At 43.5% G+C, this 17,500-nt stretch carries 13 protein-coding genes and 1 pseudogene (2 of these 14 only partly in view); 11 read left to right on the forward strand and 3 right to left on the reverse strand.

The annotated features are described in order from the left end of the window. The 8 genes and pseudogenes from LEP1GSC062_RS13405 to LEP1GSC062_RS13445 all read left to right on the forward strand — a co-directional run. A protein-coding gene (locus tag LEP1GSC062_RS13405; RefSeq protein ID WP_010576807.1) for a TAT-variant-translocated molybdopterin oxidoreductase crosses the window boundary here: on the forward strand, positions 1-1,767 show its 3' portion. 1,299 nt of this gene lie to the left of the window's left edge; only the last 1,767 of its 3,066 coding nucleotides appear in the window; its start codon lies off the left edge, out of view; the stop codon is at positions 1,765-1,767. Positions 1,768-1,792: 25 nt separating this feature from the next. Beyond that, positions 1,793-3,160: an NrfD/PsrC family molybdoenzyme membrane anchor subunit gene (nrfD, locus tag LEP1GSC062_RS13410; RefSeq protein ID WP_010576808.1), complete on the forward strand. Its 1,368-nt coding sequence runs from the start codon at positions 1,793-1,795 to the stop codon at positions 3,158-3,160. Further along, entirely contained in the window at positions 3,160-3,711 is a 552-nt protein-coding gene (locus LEP1GSC062_RS13415; protein WP_010576809.1) for a DUF3341 domain-containing protein, read from the forward strand. Before nrfD ends, LEP1GSC062_RS13415 begins: the two co-directional genes overlap by 1 nt. Before the next feature lie 13 nt (positions 3,712-3,724). Then, positions 3,725-4,306 (forward strand): c-type cytochrome, encoded by a 582-nt coding sequence (locus LEP1GSC062_RS13420; protein ID WP_010576810.1) that lies wholly within the window; start codon positions 3,725-3,727, stop codon positions 4,304-4,306. Between the two features lie 5 nt (positions 4,307-4,311). Continuing rightward, on the forward strand, positions 4,312-5,535 hold the full coding sequence (locus LEP1GSC062_RS13425; protein ID WP_010576811.1) for a hypothetical protein: 1,224 nt from the start codon (positions 4,312-4,314) through the stop codon (positions 5,533-5,535). 11 nt (positions 5,536-5,546) lie between these two features. Further along, on the forward strand, positions 5,547-6,026 hold the full coding sequence (lsa16, locus tag LEP1GSC062_RS13430; RefSeq protein WP_010576812.1) for an E-cadherin-binding lipoprotein adhesin Lsa16: 480 nt from the start codon (positions 5,547-5,549) through the stop codon (positions 6,024-6,026). Between the two features lie 550 nt (positions 6,027-6,576). Continuing rightward, positions 6,577-9,380 (forward strand): annotated as a pseudogene (locus tag LEP1GSC062_RS13440) (TonB-dependent receptor plug domain-containing protein). Between the two features lie 161 nt (positions 9,381-9,541). Continuing rightward, complete coding sequence (locus LEP1GSC062_RS13445) at positions 9,542-10,354, forward strand: Lp29 family lipoprotein (RefSeq protein WP_425268435.1); 813 nt, start codon at positions 9,542-9,544, stop codon at positions 10,352-10,354. A gap of 144 nt (positions 10,355-10,498) precedes the next feature. Here the strand turns inward: LEP1GSC062_RS13445 and LEP1GSC062_RS13450 are convergent, their stop codons facing one another. Together LEP1GSC062_RS13450 and LEP1GSC062_RS13455 are read right to left on the reverse strand one after the other, a co-directional pair. Then, complete coding sequence (locus LEP1GSC062_RS13450; protein ID WP_010576815.1) at positions 10,499-11,044, reverse strand: hypothetical protein; 546 nt, start codon at positions 11,042-11,044, stop codon at positions 10,499-10,501. After that, the gene (locus LEP1GSC062_RS13455) at positions 11,041-11,466 is read right to left on the reverse strand and encodes a hypothetical protein (RefSeq protein WP_020984559.1); all 426 of its coding nucleotides are present in this window, start codon (positions 11,464-11,466) and stop codon (positions 11,041-11,043) included. Before LEP1GSC062_RS13455 ends, LEP1GSC062_RS13450 begins: the two co-directional genes overlap by 4 nt. 210 nt (positions 11,467-11,676) lie before the next feature. Between LEP1GSC062_RS13455 and LEP1GSC062_RS13460 the strand changes: the two genes are divergently transcribed. Further along, positions 11,677-12,363 carry a hypothetical protein gene (locus tag LEP1GSC062_RS13460; RefSeq protein WP_010576817.1) on the forward strand — a complete coding sequence of 229 codons (687 nt, stop codon included), beginning with the start codon at positions 11,677-11,679 and terminating at the stop codon, positions 12,361-12,363. Between the two features lie 118 nt (positions 12,364-12,481). Here the strand turns inward: LEP1GSC062_RS13460 and LEP1GSC062_RS13465 are convergent, their stop codons facing one another. Continuing rightward, positions 12,482-15,007, reverse strand: coding sequence for a cyclic nucleotide-binding domain-containing protein (locus LEP1GSC062_RS13465; protein WP_010576818.1), 2,526 nt, complete (start codon positions 15,005-15,007; stop codon positions 12,482-12,484). Between the two features lie 135 nt (positions 15,008-15,142). Between LEP1GSC062_RS13465 and LEP1GSC062_RS13470 the strand changes: the two genes are divergently transcribed. Next, complete coding sequence (locus tag LEP1GSC062_RS13470; protein ID WP_020984548.1) at positions 15,143-16,318, forward strand: DUF1343 domain-containing protein; 1,176 nt, start codon at positions 15,143-15,145, stop codon at positions 16,316-16,318. Positions 16,319-16,692: 374 nt separating this feature from the next. Further along, positions 16,693-17,500, forward strand: the 5' portion of a protein-coding gene (locus LEP1GSC062_RS13475; protein WP_162142167.1) for a phospholipase C/P1 nuclease family protein. Its footprint extends 398 nt past the window's final position; only the first 808 of its 1,206 coding nucleotides appear in the window; it begins with the start codon at positions 16,693-16,695; the stop codon falls past the right edge of the window.

A 17,500-nucleotide genomic window follows, 5' to 3' on the forward strand; every position in this document is an offset into this window, starting at 1 on the left:
GTCGGAGTTCTTTTTGTGAACGACGTAAACCTAGTGTATCAAGCCGGAGAAGAATGGAAAAACCTTCTTCACCAGGCGGCTTTGGTCGTGTCTTTGAGCGATCGTGCCGACGAAACCGCGCTTGCGTCTAACGTTCTCGCGACCACAACTCATTTCCTCGAATCTTGGGGAGACTCCGAAGTTACAAAAGGGATTTTCTCCATCCAACAACCTGCGATTCGTCCTCTCTTCAATTCGCGTTCTTTTGAAGACAGTTTGATCGCTTTCGCGGGCGGTTCTCTCGGAGGAGAACCTAACTTTTACGAATACGTCAAAAATTCTTGGATCAAAAAACTCGGTTCGAAACAAAGATGGGAAGATCTCTTAAGAGTCGGAACCACAGTTAAAGCTTCCGAGCGCAAGAAGGTTGCAGGTTCTTCCAGAAACTTCAACCGTTCTTCTCTGAAGTCGATCGTTTCCACTTCTGCCGGTCTCAAGCTCGCGTTGTATGAAACATCCGCGATCGGAGACGGTAGAGCGGCGAATAACGCTCAACTCCAAGAGCTCCCGGATCCTGTAACGAAAGTTACTTGGGACAATTATATTCTGATTTCTCCGGCTCTTGCGAAAGAGAAGAAGATCTCTTCCAATGACGTCCTAGTTTTGAAAACAGCGACTCGGACGATCGAACTTCCCGCGCAGATCCAACCTGGAATGCACAAAGAAGCGGTCGGGATCGCAGTCGGTTACGGTAGAACTGCGGCGGGTGCGGTTGGAACCGGAGTCGGTAAGAATGCGTATGTTCTTTCCGAAAAAGGAATCTATTCCGGTATCACGATCACTTCTCTTGAAAAAACGGGAAAAACTTACAAATTAGCCTGCACGCAACACCACCACATGTTGTCTCCGGGTTTCAGCTATCCGGATCGTCCTCTGGTTCAGTCTACGACGATCGAAGAATATCGCAAAAATCCTGCTTCCGGAAAGGCTCCTTCCGAAATTCCTAAGATTCTCAAAGACGGTAAACTGGTGAACGCTACGGGAGCAAATCCTGTTTATCCTTACCCAGGTTACAAATGGGGAATGAGCATCGATCTTTCCTCTTGCACGGGTTGCGGTTCTTGTGTGATCGCTTGCCAAGTGGAGAATAACATTCCGGTCGTAGGTCGTGATGAAGTTCGCGTTGGTCGCGAGATGCATTGGCTCCGAATCGATCGTTATTACATCGGCGAACCGGACAGGCCAGAAACTCTTCAAGTGGCTCACCAGCCGATGCTCTGCCAACATTGCGACAACGCTCCTTGTGAAACCGTTTGTCCGGTTCTTGCAACCGTTCACAGTTCGGAAGGGATCAACGACATGGTTTACAACCGTTGTGTGGGAACTCGTTATTGTTCGAACAACTGTCCTTACAAAGTGAGACGTTTTAACTGGATGCAGCACTGGTATAACGGAGCGGAAGGTTCCAAAGCTCCTCGTTACTTGGGACTCAATCCTGAAATAGCGGTTCGCGGTCGCGGGGTTATGGAAAAATGTAATTTCTGTTCTCACAAAATCGCGGAAGCGAAGATCGCGGCTAAAAACGAAGGTCGTGTTCTGAAAGACGGCGAAGTTAAAACCGCGTGCCAGCAAAGTTGTGCTGCGGATGCAATCAGCTTTGGTAATACGAACGATAAGGATTCGGAAGTTGCAAAACTTTCTTCCAGTCCAAGATCCTTTCGTGTCCTCGAATATCTGAACGTCGGTCCTCAGGTTGCTTATCTGACCCGAGTCAGAAGCTCAATTTAATGGAGTAACGTAAAAAGCTATGTCAATGTCCAACGCAGTCAAAGAAGCCCTGGATATCCAGCCTCTTGTAACCGGCGGTAAGTCGGTTCGGGACGTTACGGAGGATATCTTAAGACCGGTCGAAGCGTTCCCCACATCTTTGTGGTGGAAGGCTTTTCTTCTGGTTCTTACTATTACAGTCGTCGATTTAGGTATCATCGGATATCTGATGTATGAAGGTCTCTACATCCTCGGGATCAACAATCCCGTGGCTTGGGGATTTTTCATCGTAAACTTCGTATTCTGGATCGGGATCGGTCACGCCGGAACCCTGATTTCAGCCGTCCTTTATCTGTTCCGCCAAGAATGGAGAACCGGGATCAACCGTGCCGCAGAAGCGATGACGATCTTCGCGGTATTAACCGCAGCTTCCAACTTGATCATCCACATCGGAAGACCTTGGGTAGGATTCTGGTTATTCCCTTATCCGAACGAAAGAGGACCTCTTTGGGTCAACTTCCGTTCGCCTCTGATCTGGGATACGTTCGCGGTTTCGACCTACCTTACGATTTCTCTCGTGTTTTGGTATATCGGTTTGATTCCGGATATCGCCGCGGTAAGAGACCGTTCCAAAGGAGAAATGAAACGTAAGATCTACGACATTCTTTCTCTCGGATGGGTCGGATCCAACAAAGCTTGGTCTCATCTCGAAATGGTGGCGATGATCCTCGCTGCACTTTCCACTCCTCTGGTTCTTTCGGTTCACACGATCGTATCCTTCGACTTCGCGGTTTCGATCCTTCCGGGTTGGCACACTACGATCTTTCCTCCCTACTTCGTTGCTGGGGCGATTTTTTCCGGGTTCGCGATGGTCGTGACTCTGATGGTGATCGCGAGGGAAGTTTTCAATCTGAAAGATTATATCACCATGAAACACTTGGAAAATATGAACAAGGTCATCATGGTAACCGGTTTGATCGTGGGTCTTGCTTACTCCACCGAGTTTTTCATGGCTTGGTATTCCGGTAACGAATACGAAGGTTTTACTTTCGTAAACAGAGCCTTCGGTCCTTACGGTTGGGCTTACTTCATCATGTTCAGCTGTAACGTATTTTCTCCTCAGGTATTCTGGTGGAAAAAACTCAGAACCAATATCCCCGTTATGTTTATCATTTCCATTGTCGTAAACATAGGGATGTGGTTCGAAAGATACGTGATCGTAATGACGACTCACGCGGACTTCCTTCCTTCCAGTTGGGATATGTATATCCCTACCGTTTACGATTTCATGATGCTCATTGGAACGTTCGGAATCTTCTTCACGTTGTTCCTTCTGTTTTGTAGAATCATGCCCGTCATCGCGGTTGCGGAAGTTAAAACCGTCATGCCTCACAAAAACGGAGAACTTCACTGATGCTTAAACCTCATAAAGAACAATTTCATACATTTGAAGAAACGAGCGCTGGAGTATTCGGCCTTTTTGACTCGCCTTCGGAAATCATCGCGGCTGCGACAAAAACCAAAGAGAAGAATTACACTGGCTTTGATTGTTTCACTCCGTATCCGGTTCACGGATTGGACGACGCGATGGGAGTTCCCCGTTCCGGTCTTCCTTGGGTGACGTTCTTCATGGGACTTTTCGGATGCGCCGTCGGGTTTGGAATGCAATATCTGACTCATAAGTTCGATTGGCCTATCAATGTCTCCGGAAAGAATTTGAACGCTTGGTTTGCCTATATTCCCATCACGTTCGAATTCACCGTGTTTATGGCTGGAATCGGAACCGCGGCGGCGATGTTCTTCTTAACCAAACTTCCGAAAATCAATCGGAGAGTTTTGCATCCGGACATCACTACGGACAAGTTCGCACTCTGGATTCCTTCCTCTTCCAAAGGTTATAAAGAGGACGAAGTCGTAAGTTTTATCAAAGGCCTTGGCGGAAAGAACGTCGAGGTTGTGAAATAGGGCGGGAACAAGAATGAAATATTGCAAATCTCTAATTTTCCTTTTGGCCGCCGTTCTTTTCTGGAATTGCGAGTCCAAAACGCCTCCTCTGGAATACTTTCCGGATATGGCGGATTCTCCCGCAAGAGAAGCTCAGGAAGCGGACCCGATCGCACATAACGGAGCGGCTTCCAGAATTCCTCCGAAAGGAGCGGTTCCGGTAGGATACTATCCTTACGAGTATCTCGGATTGGATGTAACACAATTACCTAATAAAGGACTTTCTAATCCTTTGAAAAGCGACTTAGCGAATCTTCAAAAGGGAGAAGCTAAATACCAAACGTATTGTTCTCCTTGTCACGGCGTAAGAGGAGCGGGGAACGGAACCATCGTTGGTCCGGCTCCAAGAATCGGTTTTCCGGTTCCCGCCGTGATTTCTCCTAAGATCCAAGGATATTCCGACGGACAGATCTATCACGTAATGACCGCGGGTTGGGGAAGAATGAAAAGCTACGCTTCTCAAGTTTCTCCAGAAGACCGCTGGAAGATCGTTCTCTACGTGAGAAAACTCCAGGAATACGAGAACAGAACAAAAAAAGACGTGGCTAGGAATTAAGAATCATGGAAGTCAAAGTCGAACAAAATCTGATTCACTTCAAACTCGACTCCAAAACCCGCAGCGCCCTTTTCGGGATGATCGGGATCGGAGTTCTGAGCTTACTCATCGGGTATTTTACCCTTTCTCATACTCCTCCGAGACACGAGGGTGGACATTCCAATCCCGCTTGGTCCGCGTTTTTAACGGGAACTTTTTTCATCACGGGAATCGCTCTCGCGGGGGTTTTTTTTACCGCGATTAGCAACATCACGGGCGCTCATTGGTCCGTTACCGTAAGAAGACTCGCGGAAGGTTACGGTTTGTTTCTTCCGGTGGTTGCGGTTCTTCTGCTCATCACCGCGGTTGGAATCCACGATCTCTACGAGTGGAGTCACGAAGAAGTTGTCGCTCACGATCACCTTCTTCAGCATAAGAAACCTTTGTTGAACACTCCTTTCTTTGTGATTCGGATGATTCTTTTCGGAGCGGCTTGGTCCGTTTTCGGCTGGTTATTCCACAAACGTTCCACGGAGCAAGACAAAGATAAGGACGTAGCTCACACTCAATTTAGCGCAAGACTGGCCGGGGGATTTATCGTATTCTTCGCTCTTTCCTTCTCTCTTGCTTCTTTCGATTTGATCATGTCCTTAACTCCGCACTGGTTCTCCACTATGTTCGGAGTGTATTGTTTCGCGGGCGCGTATCAAACAGGTCTTTCGACTCTCGTCATCATGATCTACTTTCTGAAAAAGAAAGGGTACCTCGGAAACCTCGTAAACGAAAACCATATCCATGATATCGGAAAGTTCATGCTTGGTTTTTGTGTGTTTTGGGCTTACGTTGGGTTCTCTCAGTTTATGTTGATCTGGTATGCGAGTATCCCAGAAGAAACATTTTTTTACGAGCAAAGACTTACGGGCGGATGGGAAGTGTTCACTTACGCTCTTCCTTTCATCAAGTTCGTTCTTCCGTTCTTATTGCTCTTAAACAGACCGAACAAAAGAGACATCAACTTCCTCGTAAAAGTTTCGATCTGGATCGTGTTTACGCAAGTGATCGAAATCTATTGGCTGGTATTCCCCGCTAATTTCGAGAACTTCCAACTTTCCGGTCTTGTAGTAACACTCGGAGCGGTGATCGGTTTTATCGGTCTTTTCGGTTTCGTAGTTCTGAAACGTTACGAGTCCGCGGCTCTGATTCCGGTAGGGGATCCAAGATTGGATCAGTCTCTACATCATCATCAATAAGAGGAAGAAGAATGAAAAGGAATATTACACTTGTCGTTTTATTGATAGGGACTGCGTTTTTTTTAGGGGCATGTTCCAAATTAGCACAGGTTACAAATCATAAAAACTGTGATCCGTCTCTACTGAATCCTTCCCTGGAACCTACGGTTCCCATCTTCTCAGAGGCGGATGCTACTTCGGTTGTAAAAGAGAGAATCACGCCGGGCTCTGTGGTTAGAGTGTATGATTACAGAAATCATGAAGCCAATCCGAAACCCTTTGTTCGTATTAAGACTGAAAAAACGGAAGGTTGGATCAATCCCCGTTGTTTGGTCATAGGGCAGGATCCGTCCAATTCCGTTTTTACTTGGGGATATCGTAAGGACTACGTTCACTTTTACAACCCGGAAGATCACGAGCATTATCCCAATGGATACGAATTCCCGGATTATGCTTCTCTTCCAAAGGATAAGGTTCCATTGGCGGAACTCGCGCCTGAGTTGAAGCAGTAAAAACGGCCAACCGTTACTTAGATCCTTGGAAAAATCCATGCCGTTTCGTAAGAAGGGCATGGAATTTTTGTTTTTACCAAAACATCATAGAATGTTTCGTAAGAAATTTACGGCCGCGTTCCTAGCCGGTTTTTTCTTACGGAAAAAACCGGCTAGGAACCGCGCTCTCCTCTCTGGTCAAGTTATTGTGTTCCCTTTCAAAGTATTATATTTCTCTAATACCAATAACTTGACCTCGACTCGATCGCTCGCGGGGTTGTATTGAGTTTTGCAGAAGATAGGATTTACGAGTTTTAAGTTTGGTAATATTCTAAATTACGGAATTTTGACGTTATAAAAATTCTATCAATTTTTCGTTTTACTTTGTTTTTCACTGTGCAATTGAATATTCTAAATGAATCGATATTTAAGAACGAGAACTTTTGAAATTCGTTCCGTCGTTTCTGCTCTGTATTATAATCTTTGGAATTATCGGTATCTTGGTTATAACTTGATTTAGAGAAATAATACTTGAGTATTCGTTCGTAAGAGGCATGCTCGTGTTAAAGAAATGACCTTTTTTCTAAGACGAAATCCATTGCAACATAAGATTTTCATTCTGTTTTCGGTATTGTTGTTTTTGATTTCGATCGAAACTTTATTTGCAAAGGCGACTCTTCGTTTGAAAGTGGTTGTCGGTTCTAAGACCGATCCTCCTGCGGAAATTTGGGTTCGAGGAAACGGATATTCTAAGGTATTTTCTTTTTCGAATCAGTCGTCGGAGTTTATCGTTGATTTGAAGGAGCAGGGCGTCTACGACGTAGTTCTTACTTATAAAAGTGGGGCGATGGAACAAAAGACAATTACCGTGGATTCCGATGAGAAAAATCTTGATTTCGTACAAAAACAAAAGGTCGTCGCGGGAATCAACGTCGTGGGAAAAGACCGAATTCTCCCCCAAACTATACGATGAATCAAGAAGACGCGGTGAAGATGCCGGGAGGTTTCGGCGACGCGCTCAAGGCCGTTCAATCCATGCCTGGAATCATTCCCTTGTATCAGACATACATCGGTTCCAGTTTTCAATCGGCGATTCAGACCTACAATATAACGGCAGGTTCAAACAAAAACCCCGATAAACCGAACGGGGAGCCGGGCTTTCTCGTGATGCGTGGGGCCGGAACTCGGGCCAATCAGTTTTATTTCAACGGTTTTCCTATGAGTTATCCTTTTCACGCGGACGGTTTGGCTTCCGTAATCAACAACAACGCGATCCGATCCTTGGAATTGTATATGGGTTCCTATTCCGCAAGATACGGATTTGCAACGGGAGGGATCGTAAATATAGAAGGGTTTCAAAAAAGGGATTCTAATTTGTCCGTCGCGCACTTGAACGCGTTTCTTACGGATGTATACGCATATCGTAATATTAAAAAAGACTTAAATGTTTCCGTTTCCGGAAAAAAATACTATCCGAACGTGATTTTCGGAAGGGTGCCGAATATGATTCCTACGGAAACGTTCATGTCCGATTATAACGATTATCAGGCGAGAATCGGTTGGGATGTGAACGAACATCATACGGTTTCCGTTCAGACCTTCGGAGCCAAGGACAAACGGTATCCGTTTAAGGAACTCAGCCAATACAATCCGAAAGAAATGGCGCAGTCCTTCGGCAATCCTCCTTCCGCTACCGAGGGGATTCGACTTGATCGTATTTTTCGAACCGACGGGATTCAGCACGTATGGAAACCGAAGGATTCGATCACGAATACGTTCAACGTATCCAGAAATTATTTTAACGAAGTCACTGAAACTGGTATGGATACCTTGGTGACCGATATTAAAAAAATCGGATATCCTCCTTCTCTTTATCAAAGGGTGCACACTATTCGAAATGAATATTTCAACGATTTAAAACAGGTGGAAAACGTTTCGGAAATCGAACTTCTAAAACGAAATTGGAAGATCGCATTCGGAGGTCAGTATAGAGAGGTCAATGCCGGTTATAAGGGAAAGGTGACTCAACTGAACCTAGACCCCGCTTTGGAATTTTTGCAAAAGCAGTATTTGAATTCCCCCGAGGCAAGAGAGGTGTTGGAAGGGGACTCCGCTAGGACGAGACAGATCGGTTATTTTTTCGAAAATCGGCTCAAGTTAAAAGACTTCAATCTGAATCTCGGGGTAAGAAGGGAATACTACGATAAATCGGGAGAATGGAAAACGTCTCCGCGCGTAGGTCTCAGCAAAGAGATCGCTTATACACAATCCAGAATTTTCGCGGGGTATGGAAAACACTTTCAAGCGCCCGCGGATGTGAGTCGTTACTCAAGAAGAACGGGGAATCCGAATTTAAAGATGGAAGAATCGGATCACGCGGAGATCGGGTGGGATCAAAAAATCGGCAATCTTTGGAACGTTAAAATAGAAGGATATCAGAATACGTTCTCCAATCTTTCCGTTGCCGATCCGTTTATTATGGATCCGTATTCCGTAAACAGAGATTTGCGTCGGGAAGCTTTGGACCCTTCCGCCGATCCTTCTCTATTCAGAAGTGGTAATTTACATTATTCCAATTCGATGACCGGTTATTCGAGAGGGATCGAAGTTTTTATCAAAAAGGAAGCTTCTGCGGAATCCGGATTTTACGGATGGTTGTCTTATACCAAATCGGTGACAAAAAGAAACCGTCATATGCCCGAACTCACCAATCAGGAATACAATTCATGGCTGGCGCAAAGCAATTCAAAGGATCTTGTTCACCAAGAAAGCACGGATCAATACTACGCGAATTTTTACAGAGACGGAAGCTACGACGTTCTTTTTAAAAATTCCAAAGACGAGCTGTACGATCTGGACAGAACTCACATTTTCAATATCGTCCTCGGTTGGAAATTCGAAGAAAAAGCGCAAATCGGACTCAAGGGGACTTACTTAACGAATTATGCATATACGCCCGTGTCGGGATCCAAGAGCATGACTCTGAATCAAAGTATATCGGATTTGTTTCCCGATCTACCGATACCGCCTTCGACTGCGCCTTCAAGTGGCGATAGTTCCACTTTGCTTCCCTTTTATCAACCCGTATATTCGGATATGCGTCGATCGGCAAGACTGCCTCACTATCACCAATTCGATCTAAGATTCGATCGTTTTATTCCCACGAGCTGGGGAAGAATGACCGCGTATTTCGAGCTCGTAAACATAACCGGAAGTAGGATTGCCGTGAGTGCGGACACATTCAGTCCTATTTTTCCGTTTGTGCCGGGCGCAAATCCTGAAACTCAATATATCTATCTGAACGGAATGCAGTCCTTAAAAACGGATAAGAATAAAATTCCTTATATCAACTTCGGAATTGAGCTTAGGTTTTGACGAACGTTTTTTTCGAAGTACTAAAGGAATGGTATCGTTTCCTATTTTTTCTTTCCGAACGTATTTGATTCTTCTTTTTGATTGCAAGAAGAATCCTTTAGGAGAATTTAATGTGGGAAGCGGATCGAACGAAATTTAGTTCCGCAGATTTCGGAAAATCTATGAGATACGATCAAAAATTTGGATTTCTCTTTTTTGTTTTTTTGTTTCTTTACGACTGCAACTATCATTACTACGTGCAAAAAACTTCCATCAAGAGCGGATCGATTCCGAACTTATCCAAGGTAAAAATCGCTTATATCGGTTTTCGTCCATATCTCACGGAGATGACAACTTCTTCCTCGGAGACGAGGGTTTATACGGCCAATCTGATGTATCCCGATCGGACTATATTCAAATTTCAGAATGGAACTTATGCATCTGATTTGAAATCTACGGGATACAGAAAGGACGTGTCTTCTGATAAAGTTAAAAAGTTCGTTCAGGATTATTTGAACGAGGTAAAGGACAGTGGCGTTCTTGAACTGACATATGTAACAAGCGTAGAAAAGAAAGGAGAAGAGCGAATTTTCAAATTGAAGGATATAGGGGCGGATTATTACGTGTTGGGAATTCACACTCCGGCGTTTCAGACTTCGAAACATTTTGGTAGTAGTGTGCTTCAATTGTTCTCTTCTATTTTTTCCGTGATAAGTTTCGGATTAATTCCAAGTTATGCGTCTTTACAGGCGGGGACCGAAATTAAAATTTATGATAAAAATTTAAACCAGCTTACTTCCATCAAATACGATCATGGATATTCGATTTTGGGTGCGGTATGGGCATCCTCCGTTCCACAGGAGTGCCGTAGAATGGGGTGTAATGCTCTCAAACAAGTGGTTTCTCCTCCTAAGTTTGTGTATCAAGAATTGGGGCCTCAATTTGAAATGGATGTCGTAAATTTTATACAAGCTCGATCTGTATTCCGCAAATGATATGATTTGCGGAGAATGCGGTGTCTTTATTCGCGTTTCTATTTGCGGTTTGAGACAAAGAGTAATTTGTCACGATAGGCAAAATAGGAGCGCCTTCTTTTAATGTTTGAGTTTTGGAATCGGTTTGTAAGTTCTGAATGAGCTCTAATTTTCCCGAGAAAAAGTAGAATTGAATTCAGTAGGAAGAGAAACTCGCGGGGACTCGTACGATTCTGGAATTAAAATTTTTTTGTCGTAAAAGCGGATTTCTATTCCGTTTTTTGTTTCTTCCAAAAAGGGACTCAGATCGGAAAGACAATTGCGATCCGGTCTGAATTTTAGTTTTTTATGATTTACGCTTCTTGCAAAAAGACAACCGTTTACGTCTGTGGCAAAAATCAGATCTTTCAGAGCGTACGAAATATTGGACTCCGCAAGGAAGAATAACGTTCCTTCCGATTCTTTACATGTTATCAAGTGAATCGGATAACCTTCCAATTCCAGATAACCGTTTTCAGTTAATTCTCCGAAACGATTATCGATATAGATTCCGAGTTCGTCTTCGCAAAGATTTTGGCGAAAGTAAGTGAGTATTTCTTTTTGATCGATTCGATTCCCTTGAAAGATCCAACGGTCTTCCGAATCTACAAAAATTTCGCTATTGAATCTGCGAGGAGAATGAGAATCGTTCCGATCCGGTGAAGTCTTCATCGTTCGTTGTCCTTATAACGGTAGGCCACGCCTTCGATCACTCCCATTTCGTTGTTCACATAGCCGATTACAACTGTGTTCCCATCTCCATTGCCGGATTGGATGAGGGTGGGAGGAACGTTCACGATTCCTTTACCCGTAAAAATAACACCATCCATGTGATTGGAATACAATTCTTTTTTGAGATTGATAATCAGGTAGTTGGGGATTCTTCCGTTTGCAAAGGAGCGAATGATGATTTTTCCGTATGTACGATATGGTTTGGGAGGAGAAGAAGTTCGGATTTCGATTTCGTTCCAGGAACTTTTATGAGAGAAACCGAATTCTTCCCTCAAAACTGTTTCCGGGATAAATTCTACGGATTCGCAAGAAAAAAGAGTGGAAAGTAGAATTGGTACCGAAAGAATCTTCGAAATCTGCAAAAGAATGCGAAACCGAAAAGAAATTTCCGTTTCCGGGTACATGATTCCATTCAGAAAGACCGGAAATAAGGTGCAAGTGTTTTAATCTTGTTTCTCGCTTACCCGAGAAGTGAGTTGTTCGAAATAAATTCAATGTTATGATAAAACGGGATAAGGGAAACCAGTTCGGATTTCGAGCGTTCGAGTCGTGCCGCCCCCTTAAAACTTCAAATGGAAGACACAGAGTTAGAGAAAAGGTCGAGGGAAAACGTACTAAAAATCGGTTACTGTTCTTTGGACGAGATCGAAGAAAAGGTCAAAGCGTTCCGAGTGATGAACCAGAATGCGGTCAAAAAGAGATATATCATTACGAGAGAGCCGATTCTTGATAGTGGGGGAGGAACGATTCTTGCTAAGGCCGGTGAGATCGACATTTCCGCCGCGAAACTTTTGAGAAGACACTTTAAAGGTTCTCAGATGTTTAAGACCTTTCAACCGGATGAAGGAATTGTAATTATTTCGGACATGACTTCCGCAGAGGGTGTTTCCTTTACGATGGATATTGTGACTCAGATCATGAACCTTGGGGGCGGGGCTTACGAAGGATTTATTGACCGTGTGGACAGTTTTACGGAATTCATAAATTTATTGAAAAAGTCCCTTTTCCCGAAACTTATCATCATCGGCTATATCCAGCCAAGTCAGGTTCAATCCGAACTGATGAATTTCGTTCGAGTGAAACGAGTGGATAATTATCTTCGAGCGGTTGAACTCTCGCACACTCTTTATAAATCGAGTCCTTATTTCCCAAAAATCAAACAGGTCGAAATCTCGCAGCACGACTCAAAAAGTTGGGGTCGTTTTGTCGTTGAAATCATTCGGGAATATACTCGTCCTTATCTCTTGGAAGAAATATAGATCTGACAGGAAATATTATTAAAGCGTTGTTTACGTTACTTTTAAATTGGAGACGCACCTGCGCTCGGATATTTAAGATAAAAGAATAACGCTGCTTTTAATGTGCGTTATCTAGAACTTAAACACGATAAAATTCCAAATTATCGCGCAGAGGATCGGGAAGACTTCCCAAGGCGTTGAGATACTTCTTATAACGGTTTTCTATTTCAGTATATTTGCGATTTCTAATATTGATGAATCGGTTGTGAATTTCGGCAAAAGCCGGAGTTTTTGCCACCTTATCCCGGACCTGTCTGCTGAAAGGAATATGTCTGTAAAAAATTCCGCGGACTACTTTGTTGAGTCTTTGAACTCCGTCGGCTTCGTATTTCATCCAGAGTTGATAGTCATTTGCAAATATATCCCGATCATTTCGAAAGCGTTTGAAATCGGAAGCCAACTTCTCTTTGATTTCCATAGAAAGATCTTTGTTCTTCTTAAAGAACTGAATGTAGTCCGTATAATCCGCAGTGATCGAGGGATTTCCCACGTTGTTCCATTCCGCGCCGAGAATGGATTTAGTCAATTCCCAACGAAATGCGGCGAGGGCATCGGCGACCATCGTCTTTAGATCCCCTTGTGCAAAAATAGGAAGTACGATTCTTCCCGGACTTTCTTTGGAGCCGGCTCCTCTGTGAATGGAAAGATCCTGCCACATCATTACTTTGGTTCCGATCGAAGGGACTAAGATAAAATCGGGAATCACGCATTTTTGAATGAATTCCTTTGTGATTCCTAATTCGTTATTATTGTATATGACTTCCCGATGGAAAACGGAATAATCAATCCCCATCAGTTCCTGGATCACTTCCCGTAGAATCTCTTTGGAAACGTACGATTTATCAATCGCCATCTGGCTGTGAAACTTGGTCAAAATCGGAAAGTGGGTCGCCGGACTACCCGAAGTGAGTCTAACGTTAGCCTCGTAGAGGGAAGCGAACTCGAACTTGAGTCTTGTATCCGGGTTGTCCAATTCGGGCGGGATATCCGATTCTTTTTTGATAGGGAGGTTTCTATTTTCCAGTTTCACCTTTTCGAAAAAGTTCTGTCCCATTTCATCCAAGGAAGTCGGGACTTCTCTTTTATAGACTTTTTCCAACCATTCGGTTCCGAGTGAGATCGGAATGTCCGAAGCGGAATGTACAGGATCCTTTTGAGTATACATGAACGCGATCTGAGAATCGTCCACCATCGTTTCGTCGAAAAAACCGTATTTCAGCATCAGCTCGACCGCTTTGGGAACATTTCGATTGGAATTCATGTACTTCACAAAACATTCCTGATACATATCCCAGTAATGTCTTCCAAGAGTCCTTCTGATCTTCCTATTATCACCTTCCGGATCGAGAGGATTTTTCAGACTTTTCACCTTAACCATCAAGGCGGAAAATTCTTTTACCTTTTCTGCTTCTAAACCGGAGAATTGGATGATGACCGATGCTGAATTGTCGAGTTCCTGACGGATCGCGTTGATATCCACGCCTGCCGCGACCGACGAAGGTGGGGGCGTCTGCGTTTTCGGAGAGGTTTCTTCCAATTTCTTCACCAACGAACTCGCCTTGGATTGAAAGGCTTGTGTGTTCAGAGAAAGGTCGGCGACCGGGATCCCAAAAAGCGCTTGATGGCCGTTTTTATACTTTTCGATCTTTCCCGCAATTGCACCTAACACGGGTACTACGTATTCCACGGGAGCCGTTCCATATCCCGACAAGGTGATGTCTAAGATGAGATAGAATTTTTCTACGAGGCTACTTTCTCCTACGAAGAATCTACGGAATGCTTCGTCCAAATCGGTGAGACAGGTTTTGAGAATTCCAGAAATCTGATCCAATACGTTCGCTAGTTTGGAACAAACATAGATGAGCATGGAAGGATCGGCGGTGAATAACGCGTTCAAAATTTTAGGATCCTGCACGATGAGCTTCCGGATGAAACTGAATTCTCCGTCCTGAAAATCAATTTCTTCCGGATACAATCTCGTAAGTTGAGATTCGTGCTCCTCTTCCAAAAATTGAGGACTCGGTCTGTCGGGCAAAAGTCCTCCATTGTCAAAAAATAATTTCAAATTCTCCCGACAAAGACGCATAACCGGATCGACTACGTCAGCCGAAACCTCCGGGATCGGAGAACCGGGTTTGATGTCCGGAAATACGCTCGGATTAAATTGGTAGTAGAGAATAGAAAGGTTGTCGTTTACCTTTTCAATATCCGAAGTGATCTTTCGGATCTGGTTGGATTTTTTAAAAAGTTCCGTGATCTCTCGAAGAAGGGTTCGTGCGACCATTAGTCCTAAAGAAACACGCGACCCCACACTTTTTCCGATTGTATCCCGATTCATCGTGTAAGTGGAAATCACACAGGCTTCTTCCGCTTGAATGTGAAAAGGATATCTTCCGCTTGTAAAAAGAGCTACGGATCCGGGGGTCAAGTTGGCGCCGTTTAGTTTAAAAAGTTCGAGTTTTCTTCCTCCGGGAACTTCGGTCAGGTAACGAACCGTTCCACTGTGAAGCACGTTTAGAGTGTTTGCGGAAGAAGCTTCCGTAAACAGTAAAGTTCCCGCGGGGGCTTTGGCTTGTTGTTGTGGAACTGAAGGATCAAATGTCATATCGGATTATCGAGGTTTTAATGAAAAAGAAACTATTTCTTCTCCATAGAGAAAACAATTTTTTTGAGAAGACGTTAAAAAACCGGATTTCACTTTTTTAGTTTTCAGCATGATTCTCGTTCAACTTGACTCCTTATGCCTCTTAAAGACCATACCGGAAGAATGAACCAAATAGAAAAGCTACTTCGTGCTTCCAGAATCGGAATGATCACAAATCAGAGCGCTTTCGGACCGGATGGGGAATACCACTTTCAAACCATTCACAGACGTTACGATCTGAAAAAAATATTTCTCCCGGAGCACGGACTTTTTGCGGAACTTCAAGATCAGGTTTCCGGTTCGAGTTTGAGATACAATCTGGACGAAGTGGAGTTTATCAATCTCTACGGAGATCAAGAATCCAGCTTGGTGCCCGATTCGGTTTCTTTGGACGGTTTGGACGTAGTCATCATAGACATAAGAGACACAGGCGCGCGTTATTATACCTTTCTAACGACTGCATATTATTTTTTGGAAGAGATCGATAAGTGGAATTCTTCTGGAAAAACGGAAATTTCCGTAGTCGTTTTCGATTCGCCTAATCCGGCGGGAAAAAAAGTCGAAGGTTCTCCTTTGCAAAAAGAATTCGAATCCTTTGTCGGGGTCAGAAGCGTTTTACATCGTCACGGTTTGACTCCGGGAGGGTTACTTTCTTATTATCAAAAAGAATTTTCCTTAAACGTAAAGATTCGAATCGTAAACAAGGGATGGTATGAAAAAAAAGATTCCGAATTTTTTTGGATTCCGCCTTCTCCGAATATTCCGTTTTTCTCCACTTGTTATGTTTATTCGGGGCAGTGTCTTTTGGAAGGAACCAATCTTTCCGAAGGAAGGGGAACCACGAGGCCTTTTGAAACGTTCGGAGCTCCTTACATCGACGAACGGAAAGATAACATCCGAAAAGCATTGGAAAAATCTCAAAGAGGGAACGTGATTTTAAGGCCTTTGAAATTTATTCCTACCTTTCATAAACATAAGGACGAAATCTGTGGCGGTTTTCAAATCCTGTTGAAAAAACCGGAGAAGTTTCACAGCCTATTTTTCACCTTAAAACTGATCCGAATGTTGAGGGAAGAATATCCGAACGACTTTGCTTACAGGTCAGGCGCATACGAATTTAGATCGGATCTTACCGCGATCGAATTGCTCGTAGGAGATCGTTTCTTGCTCGATTATCTGGACGGAAAATATTCGGATTCTTTTGTATTTGAATATCTGAATGAACAAGAACTGCTTTGGAAGAAAAAGTGTAAGACGATGAAACTTGTTTAAAATTGAAATTTGTTCCAAAACTTGCAGGTCATTTAAATCGGATCTCAATTTTTTTCGGTTCCCGATTCTTTGGTTGTGTTCGTTTGGCTTATCGTTAGCCTTGGGCGATTTTAGAAGTGTCTCGAAAAACAACTGGATTCTGTTTCGAGTTTTTCTGAATTAATTTGCGATGGGGACAATTCAAGACGAGGAGAAAAATCATATTGGAAAATAAAAAAATCTTCATTTTACCGAACTTATTAAGGCTTTCTAAGATTTCTTTTTCTAAATTGTCTCGGAACAATATTCCAAAAAGTATCTTGTTGATTTTGGGTATTCCATTGGTTCTATTTTTTCCAGGGACTTTGTTTTCTTGGGGAACTCATTATCTCATAATGGATCGAGCGCTCGAACATTTTTCTATGAAGTTCGCTTCTGGAGAAGTCGAATCCGAGTCTTTGGATTCTTTTGTGAAAAAAGAGAAAGTTTCTTTAAAAGTTCTTTTTGACGAATTTGCGACTTGGGAAGAATCAAGAGGTTCGAAACGGTTTAAAAAAGTGGAATTTCATCCGGAGTCTGCGTCGGTTTTGGAATTTGTAAAAGCGGCAAGGCTCAATCCTACGACTCGATTCTTGGAGGTGGAAAGAATTCTTCCCGGCTCCAAATCGATGTCGGGTAACGTTCAGGTCGCGTCGATTACGCCGTATCTTTTCGATCTTCCGGAACTTCCCGCGAGGTTTCAATCCACCGTCGGAAAAAAAATCAAAATTAGAAATCTTCTCTATACCTTTATCGACGAGCCAGATTGGGGAATGGATCATCATCTTTGGGGTTTTACCGAATACGGTTACGGAAAACAACCGTACGGGAAACCGGAAGGAGAAAGTAGCAAAGCTCCTTTTCACATGCAATTTCAGAATGAAAATTGGGTGCTTTCTTTTTTCGCTTCCGAGGTAGTTCAAGGAGGAATGATTTTGGATCGAATCGAGTTGTTTTCTCGTCTTTCCAAGTTAGCGGGGAAAACCGGGCACAATTATTGGAAATATCGTTTTGCGACTTGGGCCTGCCATTACATCCAAGATATAGGACAGCCGTATCATTCCAAAGCGGTTCCGGATGCGGATTTTTTTTATTATATACGCTACGTCTTTTCGTCCAAAGACGCGAAAAAAGAAATGAAGACAAAAACCACTCAACTTGTCG

The organism is Leptospira alexanderi serovar Manhao 3 str. L 60 (assembly GCF_000243815.2).
GTDB lineage: Bacteria > Spirochaetota > Leptospiria > Leptospirales > Leptospiraceae > Leptospira > Leptospira alexanderi.

Coding starts and splice junctions, on each gene's coding strand:
- LEP1GSC062_RS13445 (WP_425268435.1), top strand. CDS start 9,542: ATGAGATACGATCAAAAATTTGGATTTCTCTTTTTTGTTTTTTTGTTT.
- LEP1GSC062_RS13470 (WP_020984548.1), top strand. CDS start 15,143: ATGCCTCTTAAAGACCATACCGGAAGAATGAACCAAATAGAAAAGCTA.
- LEP1GSC062_RS13460 (WP_010576817.1), top strand. CDS start 11,677: ATGGAAGACACAGAGTTAGAGAAAAGGTCGAGGGAAAACGTACTAAAA.
- LEP1GSC062_RS13425 (WP_010576811.1), top strand. CDS start 4,312: ATGGAAGTCAAAGTCGAACAAAATCTGATTCACTTCAAACTCGACTCC.
- nrfD (WP_010576808.1), top strand. CDS start 1,793: ATGTCCAACGCAGTCAAAGAAGCCCTGGATATCCAGCCTCTTGTAACC.
- LEP1GSC062_RS13420 (WP_010576810.1), top strand. CDS start 3,725: ATGAAATATTGCAAATCTCTAATTTTCCTTTTGGCCGCCGTTCTTTTC.
- LEP1GSC062_RS13465 (WP_010576818.1), bottom strand. CDS start 15,007: ATGACATTTGATCCTTCAGTTCCACAACAACAAGCCAAAGCCCCCGCG.
- LEP1GSC062_RS13415 (WP_010576809.1), top strand. CDS start 3,160: ATGCTTAAACCTCATAAAGAACAATTTCATACATTTGAAGAAACGAGC.
- lsa16 (WP_010576812.1), top strand. CDS start 5,547: ATGAAAAGGAATATTACACTTGTCGTTTTATTGATAGGGACTGCGTTT.
- LEP1GSC062_RS13450 (WP_010576815.1), bottom strand. CDS start 11,044: ATGAAGACTTCACCGGATCGGAACGATTCTCATTCTCCTCGCAGATTC.